Here is a 21,359-nt window from a genome sequence, read left to right on the forward strand (position 1 = left end):
TTAGTTTATTAATTGGTGAATTAGTCTCTAATAATGAGAATATTAATGAAAATTTTAAAATTATAAAAAAAAGAGATACAATATATCTTACAAAACAATTTTTAGAATCAGATAATATTGATGGTAAAAAATTAATATTAGAAAGTAATCACAAGTTTAGCATAACTACTAAATATGATGTTGGCTATAATTTTTCTGGCGATGAAAAAACCTCAAATTATTTGCCTATCAATCATGTTATACAACAAGATATCTATTCTAATTTAACTATTCCATCTTTTGATAAAATATATCATAATGATACGTTTCAAAAGTTTGAGAAATTAAACAAGCAAGAGATTTATGAGGAATCATTCAATACTTTTCTAAAATATTATGAAAGTAAGTCTGAAAATGAATTAAAGTCTTGCTGTCCTTCTGATTTTAAAAATTATCAAACAATAAAAGATATTGATCCTAAAAATATTTATCAATTAGATTTAGTCAAAGACTTAATTACCTATCCCGATTATAAATCTATAACTATAGATTTAAAAGATATAAATACAAATAAAAATTATGTAGTTAAGTTTATAAAAGAAGAAAATAAGTTACAAGACAATTTAAATCAGATAAATAACGCTTTAAATAATAGTAATCAATCTTCAAGCTGGGAAGGAATTTATTGGCTATATCCATATAACCTTGATAGTAAAAAAATAGGTAATTACTACATAAATATTTTTAATCAAAATAAGGAATTTGGTTTTAGTGGTGATGGTGAATTTAATTATAAAATCAGCACTAAAATAATTGATAATAATAAACTCTATATTTTTGATTTAAATAGCCAGTCTTCAAATCCTCTAGCTATTATTTATAAAAATCAGAATAAATACTATTTAAAAAGTAGTGTAATTAAAATAGAACGCTCTGATTTAAAAGAAACTCAAAATGGTTACCCAATAAATTGGGCAAAGTCAAGTGATGACGTACCAGATTCTCCACAATAATCAAAGGATGAAAAATTTAATAATTATATTATGCTTATTAAGTATATTTTCTTGCAAGAAAGTGCAAGAAAATTTTAATCCAAATACAAGCACAAAAAAAATTACTTTAAATAAAGAATGGCAAGGAGATTCATTAATTTCAGATTTGAATTTTATAAACTCAATTGATAGTACTTGTAAATTAAATGATGGTTTTTTTGAACGTTCTGATAAGCAAATAAAAGATGATAATTTAAAATGTGCTTTGTCAAAAATCAAATTTGATTATCAAAAATTAAGCTCTTTAAATTTCATAGCTTCTTTAGGGAGTATAAATTCTACAACAACACTTTTCATTAAAACCACAAAACCTAGTAATACTGAAAATACAGATATATATCATCAAGCAACATTATATGTTGAAATTAATAAAAAGATTACTGATTCTATTGTCATTTATAATTCAATAAATTTTTCTGAAGCTCTAACCGTAAGAGAAAGAAATTACTATGTTGATAAAGATAATATCTACATACTTGATATAGCCGAAGATGAATCTGGAGCAAATGTAGAAAAATGGTCACAAAGCAAGATAAATTCATCAGGAAAAATAATTTCTGTAAAACAAAAAATATTTCCCAAGGATGATTCCTACAAAATCAAAGAGTCTAAAGATAATTTATGGAATGGAACTTATTATTTTGAAGCATCGAATAGAGATAATGTAAAAACGGTTTTTGACATTACAATAAATTCGTTAGATGATATTTCACTAAATGTTACTGAAGAAGGTATAAAGAATAAATATTCAAATATAAAAGCAGAAAAAGTTGATAATGGGAAAATCAAAATAAATTATGATACATCTTCAGATGATATGGGAACAATATATATTGAAAGATCTGATAATGAATTTTATATTTCAGGAAACCCTATATATTTTATCAATTTAGGGAATAATAAAATGCCTTTAAAAAAGATAAAATGATTATTTTAATGAGAAATATAATTTTTCTATTCGCTTTCTTTAGCTAATTACTCAACAAAAACAGTTTCAGCGGCACCTTTGGTGCCGCCGAAACTTAATAAAAATGTTAATATAATGTTATAAAATTACGGTCTGTATAGAGTGCGCAGGTGCAGATAGCTTGGCCGACATTCCTTCGATCCAAAGATTGGTATCGATATCATTATCGGAATCATTCATAATTACGGTAACTAGCTGTCCATTTTCATTCATGAAAGTTGTTGAGGTTAGAGCAGCTCTGTTGGATGAACTTCCAATTCTTTGCGCATTTGGCTTAATGAATTTGGAAACGTGGCCTACATAATAATATTCATAGGTATAATGAACTTCCCCTGTTTTTGTATCCGCGATGATTGGAGCAAAACAGAAATTCCCAACATGGTTTGGTCCACCGGTTTCGTCTAGAAGAACGTTCCAATCGGTCCATAAAGCAGTTCCTTTGTTGAAATCATTGATCATATTTTTTCCGTACAATTCGCCTAAACTTACATCGTAAATTTTAGACATGTCAAATTGCTCTTTGCAACCTTCTGTAAAAGCCAGAAATTTATCCGGAAAAGCCCTTTGAGTTTCAATTAAATTATCAAAAAGCTGTGTTTTGTTATTCCATGTTTCGTACCAGTGGTAACCGATTCCTGATGCATATTTTGACGTTTCAGGATCGCTTAATGTTGTTGTTGCTCTTTGGTAGATCAAATCACGGTTATGATCCCAGATCATTACTTTTTTATCTTTAAATCCGTTTTTCCAAAGAGTTGGGCCTAAATTATTTTTCAGGAACTCCCCTTCTTCTTCAGCGGTGTAAATACAAGATTCCCAGCTTTGCGTTGCCATCGGTTCGTTTTGAACGGTCAATCCCCAAACATTAATTCCTCTTTTTTCGTATTCTTTGATGAATTTTACATAATAATCTGCCCAGGTTTGATAGAAACTATTTTCCAATCTACCTCCTTTCAACATGCTTTTATTAGATTTCATCCAAGCGGGTGGACTCCACGGAGAAAAATAGAACGTAAAATCTTTTCCAATTGCCTTTTGAGCTTCTTTAATTAATGGAATTTTATACTTTTCGTCGTGCGCAACATTGAATGATTTTAATGAATTATCATTCTCAGTCACATACGTATAAGAATCGCTTGAGAAGTCACACGAATTCATATTGGTACGAACAACCGTGTATCCCAACCCATTTTTCCCATAATAAGCCTCAAGAATTTCTTTCTGCTTATTTTTTGGAAGTTTATAAAAAGTTTCGGCCGATGCATCGGTAATAGCACCTCCGATTCCTATTAATTTTTGATATTTAAAATCAGGATCTACAAAAACACAGGCATCAGTTTCTTTTGGCTGATCCATCTTTTCGAATTTCACCGTTCCTTTATCAACCATTTTTTCGTTGGTCTTAGAATTGGTGAAAATTACTTTCGCTGTTTTTCCTGCATTTTTTTTCCAGTAATTCTGAGCATTTGCATTAAAAAAAGCTCCCACTACAAAACAACTTACTACTAGTTTCTTCATAATTTCTTTCTATTTTATGGAGAGAAAATCACTCTCGTTTCATTATTTATTTTGATAAACCCTTAATCTTCTTTTTTTAACGCAAAGTTTTATTTAAATAAATATAATTTTGAGGGAGCAAAGAGTTGCGACAAGTCGCTGATTAAGCATAACTATAAAACGTACGCTTCAACTAATCAACTTTGTTGATTTTCTTTGCCTCCTTAAAGTCAATAATCCTTTTAAATAAATCTTTGCGTTAAAATTTTTAGATTAAATTCTATTAATATATTTTCAAAGTTTATCATGCTGGAAGCATCTCTACAAAAAATTATTTAGATTCTTTCAAGAATGACAAAAATTGCGTTTGCTTAAAAAACTCACGTCTTTTACCACCAAAAGCAGGTTTCATCCCGCTCTCAGTTTTTGTAAACTAATATTTATTTTGACCAATTGATCCTTTTTGTCTGAACATCTTTAGAATTAGTTCCCACCATAATATCGAATTCTCCGGCTTCCCAATCATAGTTTAATTCATCATCATAGAATTTTAAATCCTCGGGAGTCAGCGTAAAGTTTACGGTTTTACTTTCTCCTTTTTTGATGAATACTTTTTGGAAGTTTTTTAATTCTTTCACAGGTCTTACCACTTTTCCGAATAGATCTCTGATGTATAACTGCACCACTTCTTCTCCGTCATAATTTCCGGTGTTGGAAACATTTACACTGATATTTAACGTCTGATTTCCTTTAAGGTTTGTTGAACTTAAATTCATATCAGAATATTTAAAATTCGTATAACTTAAACCATAACCAAATGGAAATTTCGGGTCATTATCTAAATCGATATAAGCTGAAACATAGTTTCTATCCGTATCATTTTTAGCTGGTCTTCCTGTGTTGTAATGATTATAATAAACCGGAATTTGTCCCTCTGTTTTTGGAAATGTCATTGGTAGTTTTCCACCTGGATTTACAGTTCCGAAAAGTACGTCTGCGATAGAATTTCCGGCTTCCGTTCCCAACCACCAAGTGTAAACAATCGTCGGAATATTGTCTGCTGCCCAATCAAAAACCAAAGGTCTTCCTGCGTTGATCATTAGCACAATTGGTTTTCCTGTTTTTGCAATTTCTTTCAATAAATCTTCCTGAACTCCCGTGAAATGTAAGTTACTTCTACTTTTCGCTTCACCGCTCATTGCTGAACCTTCGCCTAAAGTCATGATCACAACATCTGCTTTTTTTGCAGTTTCCACCGCTTCAGCAAACATAGATTTATCCTTATCATCAACGTTGGCACCTTTTGCGTATAATAAAGTTGAATTTTTATCTAATTGATTTTTAATTCCGTCAAACTGAGTGATGATTCTTTGATTATCATCTTTAAAAGCAATCGACCAAAAACCGTGATTTGCAGTTGTTTCTTTTCCAAAAGGGCCAATCAATGCAATCGTTTTCGTAGTTTTTGAAAGCGGAAGAATCTTTTTTTCATTCTTCAATAAAACAATACTTTTCGAACCAAATTCTCTTCCGAATTTTCTATTATCTTGATTGTTTAATTGCTCTTTTTGTCTTTTTTCATTGCTGAATCTGTAAGGATCATCAAATAATCCCATTTCAAATTTTTTAACCAAAATTCTTCTTGCTGCATCATCAATTAATTTAGGATCAACCTTTCCTTCCTGAACCAATTTTGGAAGTTCAGCCATATAAGCACGGCTTTCCATATCCATATCGCTTCCTGCAATGATTGCTTTTTCGGCAGCTTCTTTATTGTCTTTTGCGTACCCGTGAGGAACCATTTCGCCGATACTTCCCCAATCTGAAACCACAAAACCTTGATAGTTCCATTTGCCTTTTAAAAGATCTCTTAAAATATATTTGTTTGCCGTTGCCGGAATTCCATTAATATCATTAAAAGAATTCATAAACGTGGCAACTCCTGCTTCTGCAGCTGCTTTGAATGGTGGCAGATAAGTTTCATTTAACTGTCTTAAACTCATGTCGACAGAATTGTAATCTCTTCCGCCAACTGCCGCTCCATATGCTGCGAAATGCTTTGCACAAGCCATAATTGCATCAATATTTCCCAGACCTTTTCCTTGAAATCCTTTGATTCTTGCTAAACCGATTTGAGTTCCTAAATAAGTGTCCTCACCCGAACCTTCCATTACTCTACCCCATCTCGGATCTCTGGCAACGTCGACCATTGGCGCAAACGTCCAGTGAATACCGTAAGCAGAGGCTTCTGTTGCGGCAATTCTTTCAGATTTTTCAATTAAACTTAAATCCCAGCTTGCTGCCTGACCTAAATTCACAGGGAACGTTGTTCTGTACCCGTGAATTACATCCTGACCAAACAACAAAGGAATTTTTAACCTTGATTTTAAAGCTAATTCCTGAAATTTTCTGGTTTCCTCTGCTCCTGCTACATTCAGCATTGAACCTACTTTACCTTTTTTTATTTCATCTAAAACACTTGCCGAATTGGAGTTTTGAGGACCTGTTGCATACTCGAAACCGCTGTACTGAACTAGCTGACCTACTTTTTCCTCTAAGGTCATTTTAGATAAGATCTCCGAAACTCTTTGATCTATAGATTTCTGTGCAGAAGCACCAACTCCGAGTGCTACGAATAGTAATAAAAGGCATTTCTTCTTCATGTTGTTCTTTTTTTTAAAAAACGTATGTTGCAACCGAATTTCCCGAAAGATTGACTGTTGCCGTTTTTCCGTTATATTTTATATTAAATGTTTCTTCATTTTTTGCTCCGTTTTGCACAACCAAAATTCTCTTTCCTGCAGGCGTAATAAAAGCCGCAGTAGAAAGATTGTCGGTTTGAGTAGAAGCTATTCTTCTTGAATCAGCAGGAATAAATTTTGAGGCATGAGCAATGATATAATACGCAACGTTTCTCGTGAAATTTTCACTGTCTGAAACCGTAATTGCTCCTTTACATTCTGTACAACCTCCGTCTGTGTGAGGTTTGTATTGAGGATCATTAGCTAAATTCCATTCCAGAGCGATTTTGCTCCAGTTTCTCATAGAACCGATGACCACGTTTTTGGTATGCCAATTTAAATCTTCATTAAAAGTTCCCTTCGCGCTTGTCCATTGCTCGGTAAAATACAAATTTTTATTTGGAAAAGCAGCATGAACAGTACCTAAAGCTGAAATTTCGCCTTCATATAAATGAAAAGCAGAACCGTCAATATATTGCGCAGCTTCAGAATCACCTAAAATATTGGTAACATATTCTGGTTTGTTGCAATTGTGATCGTAAACCACAATTTTAGTTTTAATAGTATTTGATTTAAAAATTGGCCCTAAACTTTTCTTGATGAAATCTTTTTGCTGATCTGATGGCATATACAAGCTCGGATTATTTCCGGGATGTAAAGGTTCGTTTTGAGGAGTTATTGCATCAATGGTAATGCCTTCTTTCTGCATTCCCTGAATATATTTCACGAAATATTTAGCATAAACATCATAAAATTCAGGTTTTAAACTTCCTCCTTTTGATTTTCCATTGTCTTTCATCCAAACCGGAGCCGACCAAGGTGCTGCAATAATTTTAATTTTTGGATTAATTGCTAAAATCTCTTTTAACATCGCAATCAAATCTTTATCTCTTACCAAACTGAATTTTGAAAGAGAAGGATCGGTTTGTCCTTCCGGTAAATCATCATAAGAGAAAACCTGGCTATCCAAATCGGATGCACCAATACTTAATCTTAAATAACTTATGGAAATTGAATTTTTATTATTTCCGAAAAGTTCATTCAGTAAAGCTTTTCTTTTGGATGGTGAAAGTCGGTTAATTACTTCAACACTTCCGCCCGTTAATGTATATCCGAAACCGTCAACATATTGAAACTTTTGAGAATCATCAATGTCAATATTTTGAATGTTGTTGGATATTTTTACAAAAACTAAAGGTAACTGTTGTTCTAATTTTACGCTTTCATCTCCTTTTGTAAGCCAAATCTGAATTTGATCTTTCGTGCTTACAGTTGATTTACATGATGTTAAAGGCAAAAGTACCACACCGCCAATTAGCAGTGTAGTACTTTTTAAAAAGAAACTATATAAATTGTGAAACTTCATGTTTTAATAGCCAGGATTTTGCATTAAAGCTGTATTTACTAATTCATTAAAAGGAATTGGTAGTATTTCATTTTTACCTGCAACAAAGCCTCTTGATCCCAATTTAGCCGGAGCATCACCCCATCTTACTAAATCGAACCATCTGTGGCCTTCACCTGCTAATTCTCTTCTTCTTTCATCCTTGATTGCCTGCATAGAAACAGGAACAGATGTAAGTCCTACTCTAGTTCTAACTGCATCCAATAGAGCCTGCGCTCTTGAGCCTGAACCTCCTAAAGCTTCTGCTTCCATTAAATACGTATCTGCTAATCTGATAGCCATATAATTTTGATGGAAATTTAATTCTGTAGCTCCCGGAAGCCCACTTTTATCGGCATTTCTTGGCAAAAATTTATTTAAGAAATATCCTGTATCTCTAAATCCGGAAGAATAAGTGATTTTATTTTCATCTACAAATTTTTTGGCATTAAATATTGTGGCATCCAAACGAGGATCTCCCTGCATAAAATTAAACAGATCATCCGTTGCAGGATTAAAGCCCCATCCTTTATAAATATCCGGTGCATCATTATTAGGAGTTGCTGTAACACGCCCATATGATATAATAGCAATCATTTGATTAATAGAATTGCCTTCATCTTTCCCTGTTCCCCAAAAATCCCATTCTGCATTACTTTTATCCGTATGCATAACTTCCAAGATAGACTCAGTTGTAAATTTATTATTTACTTTCCATAAGTCAGCAAAGTTGGCTACCAGCTTATATCCATATTGACTTGTTCCTCCAGGTGTCCCATTAACCATTTCAAACTGCGCAGCAGCGTCGGTATTTTTTTTATCATACAGATAAATTTTTCCTAAGATAGCATGTGCCGTTCCTTGTGTAATACGCCCTTTTTCTGATGCTGTTGAAGTTGCTACAGGAAGATCATTAATTGCAGAAAGAATGTCTGATTCTATCTGTGCATAAACATCTGCAGGTTTCGCCTGAGGAATATTATAATAGTCATCATCATATTTTATAGGCTTTAAAATCAAAGGTATGTTTTTGAACATTCTCAATAATTCAAAATAATATAATGATCTTAAAACTTTTGCTTCCGCTATAAATCTTTTTCTGGTTTGATCATTCATATCGGCATTTGGAATTCTTTCAAACAAAAGATTCGCTTTTGCAATGCCTTGATAATAATCTTTCCAATAACTTAAAGGCATGATAATGGGGTTGATCGTATAATTAGAAAACCCTTGAATTCCTGCCCCATCAGTAGAACTACCTCCACCAGAATAAAAATCATCAGATGCTCCATTAAAGAAAGTAACATCATTTTCAAATCCCCCAGAGTACTTTCTCAACATATCGTATACAGCAACTAAACCGCTGAAAGACTGTTCTTCATTTCTAAAATAATTATCCGGTTCAAATGTACCTGAGTTTTGTACATCTTCCAGATTACTATTATTACAAGATACTGCTCCAAAACTAATTCCTGTTAATAATAGAACGGATAAACTTTTATATATAAATCTTTTATTTTTCATATTTTCTTAATTAAAATTGAACATTAGCTCCGAAAAGGAAGGTTCTGGATTGTGGATAATAAGCTCTGTCAATACCGAAAGTATCACCACCTGCAATTTCAGGGTCATATCCTGTATATTTTGTGAAAGTAACCAAATTCTCTCCTGTAACATAGAATCTCACTTTGCTTGCACCAATCGCCTGAGATACTTCTTTTGGAAGTGTATATCCTACCTGTACCAATTTTAGACGTAAATAATCTCCTTTTTGTAGGTAATAGTCAGACATTCTTGTATAGTTTTGATTTGGGTCATCCTGACTTACCCTTGCTATAGTATTAGAAGTTCCTTCACCTGTCCAACGATCTAAAATTGAAGTCTGATAATTGGCTTCCGGGATATCCAATCTTCTCAGACCTTGGAAAATTTTGTTTCCGGCCTGCCCCTGAGCAAATATCATTAGATCAAAGTTTTTGTAATTCATATTCAATGTTAATCCAAAAGTATATTTTGGCACAGAATTACCCAGATTTACATAGTCATTCTCATCAATTTTACCATCTCCATTCGCATCCAGTCTTTTAAAATCACCTGGTTTAGCATTGCCCTGAATTAGTCCACCATTAGCATTTTTATAAGCATCGATTTCCGCTTGATTCTGGAAAACACCTAAATTCTGGAATCCATAGAAAGAACCATAAGAAGAACCAACCTGTAATCTTGAAACGGCTCCCATTGACTGAAATGATGCAAAATTTACATATGGTTTATCATCCTCTAATCTTGTAATCTCATTTTTCAGATAAGCAAAGTTACCATTCGCTGAGAATCCAAAATCTCCCCAGTTCTTTTTGTATCCTAAGCTTACTTCTACCCCATCATTATTCATGTCTCCAATGTTTCTCCATGGGTTATTGATTAAACCAATGTACCCAGGAAGATCAATTCTTCTTAAAATATCCGTACTCTTTTTTCTGTAAACATCTACTGATAAATCGAAATTTTTAAAGATTTTAAGATCGGCAGCAATATTCAACTGAGAAGTTCTTTCCCATTTCAAATTAGGATTTTCTAATGTACTTGGAGCATATCCTATGTGAATAACATCATCTCCAAATGTATAATTACTTCCAGGAATCAAGAAATTGGCATACTGGAAATTATCGATAGCATCATTTCCTAATATTCCATATCCACCTCTTAATTTAAAGCTATTTACTACGTTATTTTCTGGCCAAAAATCTTCATTAGATACATTCCAGCCTAAAGACATTGCAGGAAAATTTCCCCAGTGATAATCTCTTGCGAATTTGGAAGAACCATCTCTACGGATAGTACCTGTGAAAAGATATTTATTAGCATAATCATATACTACTCTTGCAAAATATGATGTTTTATGTGTTTCCTTTCCATCCCAAGCATTGGTAGCTCTGTCAGTCTGTGGAATATCAAAGTTAAATGAAGCCTCCTGCCAATCGTTTGTCGGAAGATTTTTATAGGTAGTATTTTGACCTGAAGAAATATTATATTCGTAATATCCCTGTCCCAATAATACATTTAAGTTATGTTGACCGAATTTGTTTTGGTAAGTAACTGTATTTTCTGTGCTCCATTCAAATTTTTTCTCAATTTGTCTGAATAAAGTATTAAAATCATTTTTAGTAGCAGAACTTAAATAATTTACAGGAGTAAAAGCTTGACTTCCCCAATAAGAAAGCTTTCCGTTCACTGTAGATTTAAAGCTAATATTTTTATTAATTTTTAAATCAGCATAAACGTTGGCAATAATATCATCTGTCCAATTGTATTTTCCTAATTGTGTTTGTTGAAAAGCCAATGGGTTAGACATTTCTTTACTCACATAATGCGAGATTCCATATGGGTTTCCATTTTGATCTCTTACGATGTTCGGATTATTTAGATAATCACTTGGAAAAGGCTGATTATTAACTCCATCTGTAACAACTAGAGGTGTTAGTGGATCAAGATTAATAGCAGAACTTAATGGACCTCCAAATTCACCATTTGCATTGATCCCCGCAGATTTTGTATGTGTATAAGCAAAAGTCTGCCCTACAGTTAAAAAGTCTAATACTTTATGATTTGAGTTCAATCTTGCATTGATTCTCTTGTAATTTGAAATATCTCTCAATACAATACCCTCTTGATCATAATAACCAAAAGACGCATAATACGTTGATTTCTCACTTCCACCGTTGATACTAAATTCATGAGACTGACGCTGTGCACTATTAAAAATTGCTTTTTGCCAATCTGTTCCATTTCCATATGATCCAGCATTTGCAAATATAGGTGCGCGGCCATCGTTGGTATTTGCTTCATTTCGAATTGTTGCGTACTGATTTCCATTCAGAAGATCAAGCTTGTTGGCAGCACTACCAACCCCAAAAAATCCGTTGTAAGAAATGCCCAGTTTTCCTTTTGTACCTTTTTTGGTAGTAATCAAAACAACACCTTTTGCAGCAGAAACTCCGTAGATAGCAGCTGATGCACCGTCTTTAAGAATCTCCATTCCTTCAATATCAGATTGGTTTAGCCAGCCGATATTATCAACAACAATTCCGTCAACTACCCAAAGAGGATCGTTACTTCCAGCCCCAAAACTGGTAATTCCACGAACTCTTACTGTAGCAGTAGATCCTGGTTGCCCTGAATTCGAAATTACAGAAACTCCGGCAGCTCTACCTTGTAGAACCTGCTCAGCTCTTCCCGAAGGAATTTCATCAATATCCGAAGCTTTAATACTTGATATTGCTCCCGTCACATTACTCTTCTTCTGAGTACCGTAACCGATCATTACCACTTCCTCTATTTTTTGCTCTTTAGGAATGGTGTCATTCGTCTTGTTTTGGGCACTGAAATTTGCAGTAAAATAAAGGACTGCAACCATTCCCAAACTTCTTGATATTCTTACATTCATATACAGTTAGTTTTTTAATTCTCAAATTGAGACAATAAAAATATATTTTTTTTTAAATAATTAACATTATATTAATAAATATTTTAATTTTTCGTTTATTTTTGGGGGTTTAAAGCCCTATATTTGATGCCATAATTCATAAAATTTCATAAAAAGTTAATAAAATAAATCCCCAAAATGAATACCAAGCCTCCTAATATTTCACTTCCATTAAAACTTACATTTCTAATTTTCTCTATGGTTTTGAACTGCATGGGCATTGTAATTCTTCAACTTTCTGAGGCAAATATCACCTATGAAAAGCTGGGTTTTCTGGAATCTTTTAAAGATCTTCCGATAGCGTTTATTTCTCTTTTTGCTGTTAATTTTATCAGTAAAATCGGAACTAAAAAATCATTGATTCTAGCATTAACAATTGTTGGTATTTGCTCCACTATTTTGCCTTTTGTGGAAGTTTTTTGGTTTTATAAACTTTGGTTTGCCATCATTGGGACTTGTTTTGCGATCGGAAAAATTTGCGTTTTTGGAATTATCAGAAATAATGTTTCGGACGAAAAATCTTTAGCCAAAACGATGAACAATGTTGAGGCATCTTTTATGATCGGGATTTTTGTTGTGAATACAGGTTTTGGCTGGTTGATTTCGAGTCAGTTTTCTGAATATTGGAAATTTGGGTTTTTATCAATTTCAGTTCTTTCAATAATAACTATATTTTTATTTTCAAAAATAAAAATTGCAGAACCTGTACAATCTGATAATCAAGGTATTATCTCTGAATTATCAAAATTAATCAACCCATTAATTATCATGTTTTTAGGAGTAATATTTTGCATTGTTTTTATTGAGCAAAGTTTTAATTCCTGGCTACCCTCTTTTTATAAAAATCATTTGAAGGTCAATTCTTTTTTTGCATTACAAGCATCTTCTTTTCTGGCTCTTTTTTCTTATGTGGGAAGAACAATTACGGCTAATATTATTCATAGGTTCTCATTATCAAAATATTATGTATTGTGTTTGTCATTAATTATTTTGGTCTTAATTATTATTGTAGGACTGCAATATTTTCATTCAGATAATTCTATGGCGCTTTTATTTTTATTTCCGGTCATTGGTCTTTTCCTGTCGCCGCTTTATCCTGTTATTAATTCTAAAATGATCGCTCAGATCGATAGAGAACAGGCTAATCTCTTCACTTCGCTTATCGTTATATTTTCATCATTGGGAAGTTCGGTGAGCTCAATTATCATGTCTTTACTATTTGGAAAACAAATGTTAAATTTTTATCCTTTATATATTTTACTCGCTGTAACTGTGCTTTTTACGATAAGTTTAATTTATTTTAGGGTTGCTGATAAAAAAATATAGAAAATAATTTTATTTTTACTGTCATGGAAATCAGGGATACAAAAAATAAAGAAACTTTACGGGAACTCATTGATACAAAAGACTTTGTAGCACATGTGTCCGTGGATTGTACCATATTTGGTTTTCACAATAATATCTTAAAAGTGCTTCTTTTGAAGTATCACGACCTCGATTTGTGGTCTCTTCCGGGTGGATTTGTTTTTAATGACGAAGATCTTCGTGAAGCCGCCGCTCGTGTTTTATTCGAAAGAACTCAGCTTAAAGATCTATTTTTAAAACAATTTCATACTTTTGGGAGAATTGACCGTACAGAGAATAATGTACATCAAATCCTGCTTAATAATAAAGGAATTGAAGTACCAAAAGATCACTGGATTTTCCAACGATTTATCACGGTGGGTTATTGCAGTCTGATTGATTTTTCTATTGCGAACACCTTTCCTGATGCTTTCAATGAAACGTGTGAGTGGTTCGAGGTCAATAAGTTACCAAAAATGGCTTTCGATCATGACAGAGTTATCGAAACGGGTCTTGAGTATTTAAGAATGAATATTAATACCGAAGTAGCAGCAAGTAACCTTCTTCCTGAGAAATTTACGATGAAAGATCTTCAATCTTTGTATGAAACCATTTTGGGTGAGACATTCAGGAGAAATAATTTTCAGCGAAAAATTTTAAGTTTAAATATTCTTGAAAGATTAGAGAAGCTTTATGACGGTTCTGCCAACAAAGCTCCTTACCTGTACAAGTTCAAAGAAAGAATTTACAACCCTACTAATCAGTACCCTATCTCTAATGATGAGGACGAAAAAGTGTAATATTCGGGTTCAGAAAATTATTAAATAAATCTGAGAATTTTATTAAAAACTCCATTCAAAAAAAATTTCTCAGGAATAACGAAAAGTCTTATTTTTAGAAAAATTAAATTACATGTCATATTATCCTCTTACAAGCATTCCCGATTATTACGGAATTGATGCTTTACTTACCGAAGAACATAAACTGATTCGTCAATCAATAAGAGACTGGGTTGAAAGTTTTGTAATGCCACAGATTGATCAGGCTGCACAAGATCATACAGACATCCCAGGTTTGATGAGAGAATTAGGGAAAATTGGAGCTTTAGGTCCATATATTCCGGTTGAGTATGGCGGTTCGGGCTTAGATCAGATCTCATACGGTCTTATCATGCAGGAATTGGAAAGAGGTGATTCTGCGGTTCGTTCTGCGGCGTCTGTACAGAGTTCTTTGGTGATGTTTCCTATTAATGAATTCGGTTCTGAAGAACAGAAAAGAAAATATTTACCAAAATTAGCTTCCGGTGAAATGATCGGTTCTTTTGGATTAACAGAACCTAATCATGGTTCAGATCCGGGATCTATGGAGACTTATTTTAAAGATATGGGAGATCATTATCTTCTAAATGGTGCCAAAATGTGGATCACAAATTCTCCATTATGCGACATCGCTGTTATTTGGGCTAAAAATGAAGAAGGAAAAGTTCAGGGATTGATCGTTGAAAGAGGAATGGAAGGTTTCACAACTCCAGAAACTCATAATAAATGGAGCTTAAGAGCTTCAAAAACAGGAGAATTGGTATTTAATGACGTAAAAGTTCCGAAAGAAAATCTACTTCCGGGAGTTACAGGATTAAAAGGACCTTTATCTTGTTTAAATTCAGCAAGATATGGGATTTCTTGGGGTGTAATTGGTGCTGCAATTGATTGCTATTGTACAGCAGTTCAATATTCTAAAGAAAGAAAACAATTCGGAAAGCCAATTGGATCTTATCAGCTACAACAGAAAAAATTAGCAGAATTTTTAACTGAAATCACTAAGGCTCAGTTGCTTTGTCTACAGTTAGGAAATCTTAAAAACGATCATAAAGCAAGTCCGGCTCAGATCTCAATGGCAAAAAGAAATAACGTGAAAATGGCTATTGACATTGCAAGAGAATCTCGTCAAATCCTTGGCGGAATGGGCATCATGGGCGAATTCCCAATGATGAGACACGCTGCTAACCTAGAGTCCGTAATTACTTATGAAGGAACTCACGATGTTCATTTATTAATTACAGGAATGGATATTACAGGTATCAACGCTTTCTAGAAAGTAAAAAAAAATAGATAAATAAGAGTCTGGTCGATTGATCAGGCTCTTTTATTTTAGACATAATTCAGAGAACTTGTATTCAATGAATAATTATTGATTATACAACATACTGCTTGTTTTATTTAAAAAAATTAATTTAACATGAATTAAAAATATGAATTATGAAAAAATTAAGTCTTTTATTTTTGGGGCTATCGGCTCCATTTTACTTTTCACAACAGGCAGGTGATGTTGTCAACTTTGAACAAAAACTGGATTTAACGCCACAAGGAGCAGTTAATTTCATTGCAAACAGTTTTGGGGAAGAAAGTACGCCTGATTTTGTTTCTTACCTTAATGGTTTTAATGTAGGTTTAAAAGCTTATAAAATAACCTATTATACTAAAAATGAAAACAATACACTTGTAAAAGCTACTGGACTTGTAATGTATCCCAACGTAAGTTATAAGCTTTCTACAGTGGTTTCTGAACATGGTACAACAGACACAAGAAATAACGTTCCTTCTAATTTAAGAGGTACTTTGTACGGCGGTTTTGTAGTTGAGCTTTCTTACGCTCTCAACGGATATATCGTAATGGCGCCTGATTATGTAGGGATGGGAAGCGGTGAAGGCGCTCATCCGTATGTACACTATCCTACCGAAGCTTCTGCAACAATTGATTTTGTAACAGCCGCAAACAAAGTTTTAACACAATTAAATATAAAACGATATAATGAATATTTCTTAACCGGCTATTCTCAGGGCGCTCACGCTGCTATGTCGACTTTAAAAAAGTTAAATATATCAAACCCAACCAACCTGAATTTCAAATATGCTTACATGGGCGACGGGCCTTATGATTTTTCGGGAGTTACTCTTCAAAAAGGAGTTATAGAGAAAGAAATTTATCCGTTTACTGCATTTTTGGCGAATGTTGTAAACACTTGTAATAATATTGGTTATAAAACATACACCAACAATATTTCAGAAGTTATCTCACCGGAGTATCTTCAAAAATACAATGAAAACGTTATTCAGGAACATGGGGGATTACTTTGGGGACCATTTATTTGGAGAAAATTATTCACCCAAAGCTTTGTAAATGATGTCACTAACAACAATAATAATAAATTAAGACAATGCCTGAGAGCAAGTGATGTTTACGATTGGTATAACAAAACGCCGATGACTTTGGGACATTCAACTGTAGATCTTGCTATTCATCCTGAAAATACCTCCAAGACTATTGATGTACAGAGAGGTTATTATCCGTGGTGGGATTTAAATAAATATAAATTAGAAGCCTTTTATTGGGGACCTTTAGGTCATGCAGGCGGAATTTTACCATTCGTTTTGGCTTCTAATGCTAAATTTAATACATTAAGAAGTGGCGGATTATTCAATGAATGGGCTATTTTAACCTCAAAAAATACAGATAATCAGCCAAAAACAAGTTCATTACTTTCTTCTCAAATAAAACCAGATTTACAAGATATGCAATTGCTTGAAGTTACAGATTTCAATAAAGAAAAAGCTGAACGTAAAGCAATGGTTAACAATAATTTAAGCACCTTAAAAGATGGGGTTTATTTATTAAAAGTCTCTGATAATAACGAAAACAAATTAATTCCTTATATTAAAAATACACCGACAGAAGTTACTGAAAATGAGATAATAAAGTCAAATAACAATAATATTTTAAGTTTAAAAATTAATCCGGAAGAATTATCGGCCGTTAATATTTTTGATGAGAATAAAAATTTAGTAAAAACAATATCTCAGAAACAATACCTTAAAGACGATGGAATTGATTTACATGATATTGATAATCAGAACTATACTTTTGAAATTGTAACTCAATTTTATAATCTTCAATTCAAAAAGCAAGTTGGAGATGTAACATTAACTGACAGTCCTGAAATCTTTACGAAAAACCGCCAGATCATTATTAAAGCTAAAAATAATTTGAAAAATATCAGTATTTACAGTATTTCGGGAGCTTTAATCTTAAATCAGGAAATTAATCAATCCCAATTTGAATCAAGAAGCTTGGAATCAGGAATTTATGTTGTACAAATCACTCAAAACAATGGAAAAATAACTAATAAAAAAGTGAAATTATAACATCTAACATTCTCAATAACAGATTTTTATAATTAAATGAATGCACTTCAGAAATGGAGTGCATTTTTATTTAATACGATTTAATATCTTCAATAAAGGTAAGGTTTGGATCTAGAATTTCCAAAATTAAGCTTTTAATAGACTTCATCGCATCATCTATATTTCCCTTTTCAAATTGCAATGAGACAACGCCCTTCCTCGCTTCAGCAAAGCTCCAGATTCCTGTTTCGATTGGCAATCCCCAGAACTCCGGAAGATTTTGTACCACATACTGATAGATACACAGCTGTAAAGCTTGTTTTCTTTCACTGTTAAGGAAATACTCATCAACATTATTTTCATCGATTTTTACGGTAAGATTTTTAATTTTCGCTGTTTTATAATCGATAATTCTTAATGTTCCGTTTAGACGGTCAATTCTGTCAATAAATCCGAAGAAAGAAATTCGGTCTTTAGTATTTTCATCTAAATAAAAATCTACATTTTCAAACCTTTTTTCAATATCAAGAATTTCTAATTTATTTCCGCTTTTTACTAATTCTAAATCGACATTCAATACACTTTCAATAACCTTTTTAGCAATTGCTTTGTGAATGAAATTCATCCCCTTTTCGTAGAACTCAGGTTGATGTTTAAGCTTTTCAATAGCGACATCAATATATTTATCAACCGCTTTAATTGATTCTTTTAAATCATTTTCTTTTAATACTTTACCCTTTAACACTTCATAAACTTCTTGAAGTGAATAGTGAACTAAATTTCCGTAATTTTTCACGGATAATTCTTCCTCAATTTCATCGGTTTCTGAGGTCTTTAAAATCTTCGAAAGGTAAAAATCAATCGGATTATAGAGATAACTTGTAAGGTGAGAAGCCGATACTTTTTCTTTCCATTTTTCAAGGCGCTCCAAGACAATATCAGTCTTTGGAATTTCGATAGGCTGAGTGGTGATTGGCTCGGAAGAATTCTCAATAATTAAGTGTTCGATATGGTGAGAACTTTCCATTTCAATCTGGGTGATAAATCTACTTTTTTCACCTGTATTTACACCCGAACTTAATGCATTAAATAGCAAATGAACATTCTTAGAATCCTGTATTAATCGGTAAAAATGATAGGCATAAATACTATCATTTTCCAAAAAAGTATGAAGATCAAAAAATCGTCTGATATCAAAAGGAATATAGGTGTTTTGAGAATTTCCCAACGGTAATTTTCCTTCATTCACGGAAAGCATAATTACGTTTTCGAAATTCAAAAGACGAGTTTCCAAAAGTCCCATAATTTGCAATCCACGCAAAGGTTCACCTTGAAAATCAATACTTTCTGTATTAACATGTTGATTAATCAAAATCTCCAATGTTTCCATTTTAATTTGAAAATCATATGGAGCAACCTGATTTTTTATAATTCTGAATGCATTTTCAAAATGAGAAACGTTTTCATACTGAATATCATCTATTTCCAGCCATTTGATCTGCTTACAAAAGTCAATTAGCAAATCAAGATAGACATTTGTAGAATCTGCTTTTTGAAGCAAATTAAAATAAGATAGTTCGCTTAAAAGCTCATTCAATAACTTTTTTGAAATATAAACGATGTTTCTCTCCTCTATTTTAGATTTAAACTGAATGATAATCTGCTCATCTTCAATAGATTTCGGAAGCTCTTCAAGGATAGGAAAAATATCTCGGTAATAATAAGAAGATTTGTTCTTTTCCAATTGTTTCTGCAAATAAAACAATTGTTTTATGGCATTAGAAAACGACAAATTCTTCAAAGGAAAACCCATGGTAATATTCAGGTTTTCAACGGCGTACATCACATCTAAACTTGCAGGAAGCAAATTTTCATCCAGCAAAACAACTGCCGTATTTGAATAGGTTTTATTCTCAATTTCTTTGAAAATTTCAGGAAGAATTTTTGTTTGAGTAACATTTCCTGAAACTTCGTAAACTTTTATATTTTTGGATTGATTAAAATCATCTTCAATCCATTGAAAAGCTCTGCTGTCATTGAATTCTTTCCATGTTTTATGGTTTCTCAAAAACTTTCCGGCTTCCTGTCTTTCATCATCAAAATAATAATGATCGCCTTGGAAAAAACATTGTCCTTTATCCCATTGCAAAAGGCTTCGTACCAATTTTTCTTCAACCGGAGTAAAAGCATTGAATCCGCAAAAAACGAATTTGTTAGGTGTATTTTTAGCAAAATCAATGATCTTAGATTTTGCAGTTTCGTGGATCATTCCTGATGTTGCCCAGTTTTTTCCCTGTAGTTTTTGCTTTAAAACAGGAAGAAAAACATTCATATTTCTCCAGAAATTAAGGAATTTTTTCCTTGGAACATCATCATCTTCTCCAAGATCCTGAGCCCATTCCTTTATCCTTTCTTCATCAAACATGTATTGTAAAACTGCCTGATCGCTTTCAGAAAATTTCAAAATATCATCCCAATCCTTCAATAACGTCGGGAACCACTTTAAGAAATCTGCAAAATCATCGTTTGGAATAAGATTAAGACTTTTATAAACATCAAATGCAAAAAGCCAGACAGAAATACCCTGAATTGGCTGTTTGTCGGCAATTTGATCAATTAATTCTTCAATTGTAAAAAATTTGGGAAGAAATCCTGAATAATTATTCTCCTCTAAAATCTGTCGGATAAAAACAATCGGACGCTTTCCTGGCAAAACAATGTTAAATGCAGAGAGATCTGCATTTTGAGCTAATAATTCGTTGATTATTTTATTGAGGAATTTCAAGAGGCTTTATAACTTTTTAAATTTTCTAATTCTTCAGAGATTTTAAGGTCATATTCAGCCTGCTTTGCTTCATCCATTCCATGTTTTGTGTCTTTATCATAAGTAACCTGAAAGTTTCTATAATCATTTAAAAGCCTGTTGTAGATAGCTTGAAAATTTTTATTAAAATCACCTGAAGTCTTTATTTTTTCCTGAACTTCCTTTCGAAGCTTTCGGGCAAATACTTCTGCAATGTCAAAATGCTTTTGCTCATGTCCTAAAACATAATCATTGATCTTTTTAACATCTTTCCAGGATTTATCTTCGTTGAAAATAGTTTCGATCTTAATTTTTACAGGAGATTTTGGATTTGAGGATTTAACGACAGAATATACCCAACCGCAGTTTGTATAGGCTACAACATTGGTTCCGCGTTGATTATTTATATTACTTTTAAAATTACTCCAATTGAGTTTTAAGCCTTCCTGCCAAACTATTTTTTGAGCAAATAAGATATTGGTTATCAATAAACAAACTAAAAAAATCCATTTCATTATTATTTTACTACAATTGTTTTGGTGATCCAGTTGCTGCCACCATTCCAGAATTTAAAAGTATAGGTTCCAATCTGTTGTGGACTAAAATTAATTTGGCTTGCTCCAACATGATTTTCCTGCACACATGGCCCGTTACTGATATATTTGTAAGCTGTAATTGTTCTTGTTAAATTGCTGTTGTGAATATAATCATACCCATAAAACCCTTCACACTGAGATGAATAGGTTGAATATGTTTTAATACTTTGCACGGTGAAAACATCCATCGTATCATTAAGAACCTTCACGCTGTCGATTTTTATTTTATCGACCGATTCGATGGTTTGATAATCGTCATCATCATTACACGAAGTAAAAAATAACCCTAAAACTATTGCCGAAAACCCAATATTTAAAAGTTTTTTCATAACATT

14 protein-coding genes are annotated in these 21,359 nt (G+C 32.7%); 6 read left to right on the top strand and 8 right to left on the bottom strand.

What is annotated here, in order from left to right:
- Positions 1-221: 221 nt before the first annotated feature.
- Together A0O34_RS20430 and A0O34_RS20435 are read left to right on the top strand one after the other, a co-directional pair.
- The gene (locus tag A0O34_RS20430; RefSeq protein ID WP_066758815.1) at positions 222-992 is read left to right on the top strand and encodes a hypothetical protein; all 771 of its coding nucleotides are present in this window, start codon (positions 222-224) and stop codon (positions 990-992) included.
- A 7-nt stretch (positions 993-999) separates the two neighbouring features.
- Positions 1,000-1,959, top strand: a complete 960-nt coding sequence (locus tag A0O34_RS20435) for a hypothetical protein (protein ID WP_157886082.1) — start codon at positions 1,000-1,002, stop codon at positions 1,957-1,959.
- Positions 1,960-2,076: 117 nt separating this feature from the next.
- Here A0O34_RS20435 and A0O34_RS20440 read toward each other — a convergent pair whose 3' ends face one another.
- The 5 genes from A0O34_RS20440 to A0O34_RS20460 all read right to left on the bottom strand — a co-directional run bounded on the left by A0O34_RS20440 (position 2,077) and on the right by A0O34_RS20460 (position 12,064).
- Positions 2,077-3,516: a glycoside hydrolase family 30 protein gene (locus A0O34_RS20440; RefSeq protein ID WP_066758817.1), complete on the bottom strand. Its 1,440-nt coding sequence runs from the start codon at positions 3,514-3,516 to the stop codon at positions 2,077-2,079.
- A gap of 419 nt (positions 3,517-3,935) precedes the next feature.
- Complete coding sequence (bglX, locus tag A0O34_RS20445) at positions 3,936-6,158, bottom strand: beta-glucosidase BglX (RefSeq protein ID WP_066758819.1); 2,223 nt, start codon at positions 6,156-6,158, stop codon at positions 3,936-3,938.
- Positions 6,159-6,171: 13 nt separating this feature from the next.
- Entirely contained in the window at positions 6,172-7,602 is a 1,431-nt protein-coding gene (locus A0O34_RS20450) for a glycoside hydrolase family 30 protein (RefSeq protein WP_066758821.1), read from the bottom strand.
- A gap of 3 nt (positions 7,603-7,605) precedes the next feature.
- On the bottom strand, positions 7,606-9,144 hold the full coding sequence (locus A0O34_RS20455) for a RagB/SusD family nutrient uptake outer membrane protein (RefSeq protein WP_066758822.1): 1,539 nt from the start codon (positions 9,142-9,144) through the stop codon (positions 7,606-7,608).
- 10 nt (positions 9,145-9,154) lie between these two features.
- On the bottom strand, positions 9,155-12,064 hold the full coding sequence (locus A0O34_RS20460; RefSeq protein ID WP_066758824.1) for a SusC/RagA family TonB-linked outer membrane protein: 2,910 nt from the start codon (positions 12,062-12,064) through the stop codon (positions 9,155-9,157).
- A 177-nt stretch (positions 12,065-12,241) separates the two neighbouring features.
- On the opposite strand from A0O34_RS20460, the gene A0O34_RS20465 reads away from it, so the two are divergent.
- The 4 genes from A0O34_RS20465 (at position 12,242) to A0O34_RS20480 (ending at position 17,646) form a co-directional block, all read left to right on the top strand.
- The gene (locus A0O34_RS20465) at positions 12,242-13,429 is read left to right on the top strand and encodes an MFS transporter (RefSeq protein WP_066758825.1); all 1,188 of its coding nucleotides are present in this window, start codon (positions 12,242-12,244) and stop codon (positions 13,427-13,429) included.
- Between the two features lie 23 nt (positions 13,430-13,452).
- A complete protein-coding gene (locus A0O34_RS20470) occupies positions 13,453-14,247 on the top strand; it encodes an NUDIX hydrolase (RefSeq protein WP_066758826.1) in 795 nt (264 codons plus the stop codon).
- A gap of 112 nt (positions 14,248-14,359) precedes the next feature.
- Positions 14,360-15,538, top strand: a complete 1,179-nt coding sequence (locus A0O34_RS20475; protein ID WP_066758827.1) for an acyl-CoA dehydrogenase family protein — start codon at positions 14,360-14,362, stop codon at positions 15,536-15,538.
- Between the two features lie 164 nt (positions 15,539-15,702).
- Positions 15,703-17,646 (top strand): T9SS type A sorting domain-containing protein, encoded by a 1,944-nt coding sequence (locus tag A0O34_RS20480; protein WP_066758828.1) that lies wholly within the window; start codon positions 15,703-15,705, stop codon positions 17,644-17,646.
- A gap of 70 nt (positions 17,647-17,716) precedes the next feature.
- On the opposite strand, the gene A0O34_RS20485 is transcribed toward A0O34_RS20480, so the two are convergent.
- The 3 genes from A0O34_RS20485 to A0O34_RS20495 are packed head-to-tail and all read right to left on the bottom strand — an operon-like array spanning position 17,717 to position 21,353.
- Complete coding sequence (locus A0O34_RS20485; RefSeq protein ID WP_066758831.1) at positions 17,717-20,410, bottom strand: PD-(D/E)XK nuclease family protein; 2,694 nt, start codon at positions 20,408-20,410, stop codon at positions 17,717-17,719.
- Positions 20,407-20,943 carry a DUF922 domain-containing protein gene (locus tag A0O34_RS20490; protein WP_066758832.1) on the bottom strand — a complete coding sequence of 179 codons (537 nt, stop codon included), beginning with the start codon at positions 20,941-20,943 and terminating at the stop codon, positions 20,407-20,409. Before A0O34_RS20490 ends, A0O34_RS20485 begins: the two co-directional genes overlap by 4 nt.
- Positions 20,944-20,945: 2 nt before the next feature.
- Positions 20,946-21,353 (bottom strand): hypothetical protein, encoded by a 408-nt coding sequence (locus A0O34_RS20495; protein ID WP_066758833.1) that lies wholly within the window; start codon positions 21,351-21,353, stop codon positions 20,946-20,948.
- Positions 21,354-21,359 lie beyond the last annotated feature (6 nt).

Origin of the sequence: Chryseobacterium glaciei, assembly GCF_001648155.1 — a bacterium.
Taxonomy (GTDB): Bacteria; Bacteroidota; Bacteroidia; order Flavobacteriales; family Weeksellaceae; genus Chryseobacterium; species Chryseobacterium glaciei.

Excerpts from the sequence above, each read along its gene's own strand:
- A0O34_RS20435 (WP_157886082.1), top strand. The coding sequence starts at position 1,000 with ATGAAAAATTTAATAATTATATTATGCTTATTAAGTATATTTTCTTGC.
- A0O34_RS20440 (WP_066758817.1), bottom strand. The coding sequence starts at position 3,516 with ATGAAGAAACTAGTAGTAAGTTGTTTTGTAGTGGGAGCTTTTTTTAAT.
- bglX (WP_066758819.1), bottom strand. The coding sequence starts at position 6,158 with ATGAAGAAGAAATGCCTTTTATTACTATTCGTAGCACTCGGAGTTGGT.
- A0O34_RS20450 (WP_066758821.1), bottom strand. The coding sequence starts at position 7,602 with ATGAAGTTTCACAATTTATATAGTTTCTTTTTAAAAAGTACTACACTG.
- A0O34_RS20455 (WP_066758822.1), bottom strand. The coding sequence starts at position 9,144 with ATGAAAAATAAAAGATTTATATATAAAAGTTTATCCGTTCTATTATTA.
- A0O34_RS20460 (WP_066758824.1), bottom strand. The coding sequence starts at position 12,064 with ATGAATGTAAGAATATCAAGAAGTTTGGGAATGGTTGCAGTCCTTTAT.
- A0O34_RS20465 (WP_066758825.1), top strand. The coding sequence starts at position 12,242 with ATGAATACCAAGCCTCCTAATATTTCACTTCCATTAAAACTTACATTT.
- A0O34_RS20470 (WP_066758826.1), top strand. The coding sequence starts at position 13,453 with ATGGAAATCAGGGATACAAAAAATAAAGAAACTTTACGGGAACTCATT.
- A0O34_RS20475 (WP_066758827.1), top strand. The coding sequence starts at position 14,360 with ATGTCATATTATCCTCTTACAAGCATTCCCGATTATTACGGAATTGAT.
- A0O34_RS20480 (WP_066758828.1), top strand. The coding sequence starts at position 15,703 with ATGAAAAAATTAAGTCTTTTATTTTTGGGGCTATCGGCTCCATTTTAC.
- A0O34_RS20490 (WP_066758832.1), bottom strand. The coding sequence starts at position 20,943 with ATGAAATGGATTTTTTTAGTTTGTTTATTGATAACCAATATCTTATTT.
- A0O34_RS20495 (WP_066758833.1), bottom strand. The coding sequence starts at position 21,353 with ATGAAAAAACTTTTAAATATTGGGTTTTCGGCAATAGTTTTAGGGTTA.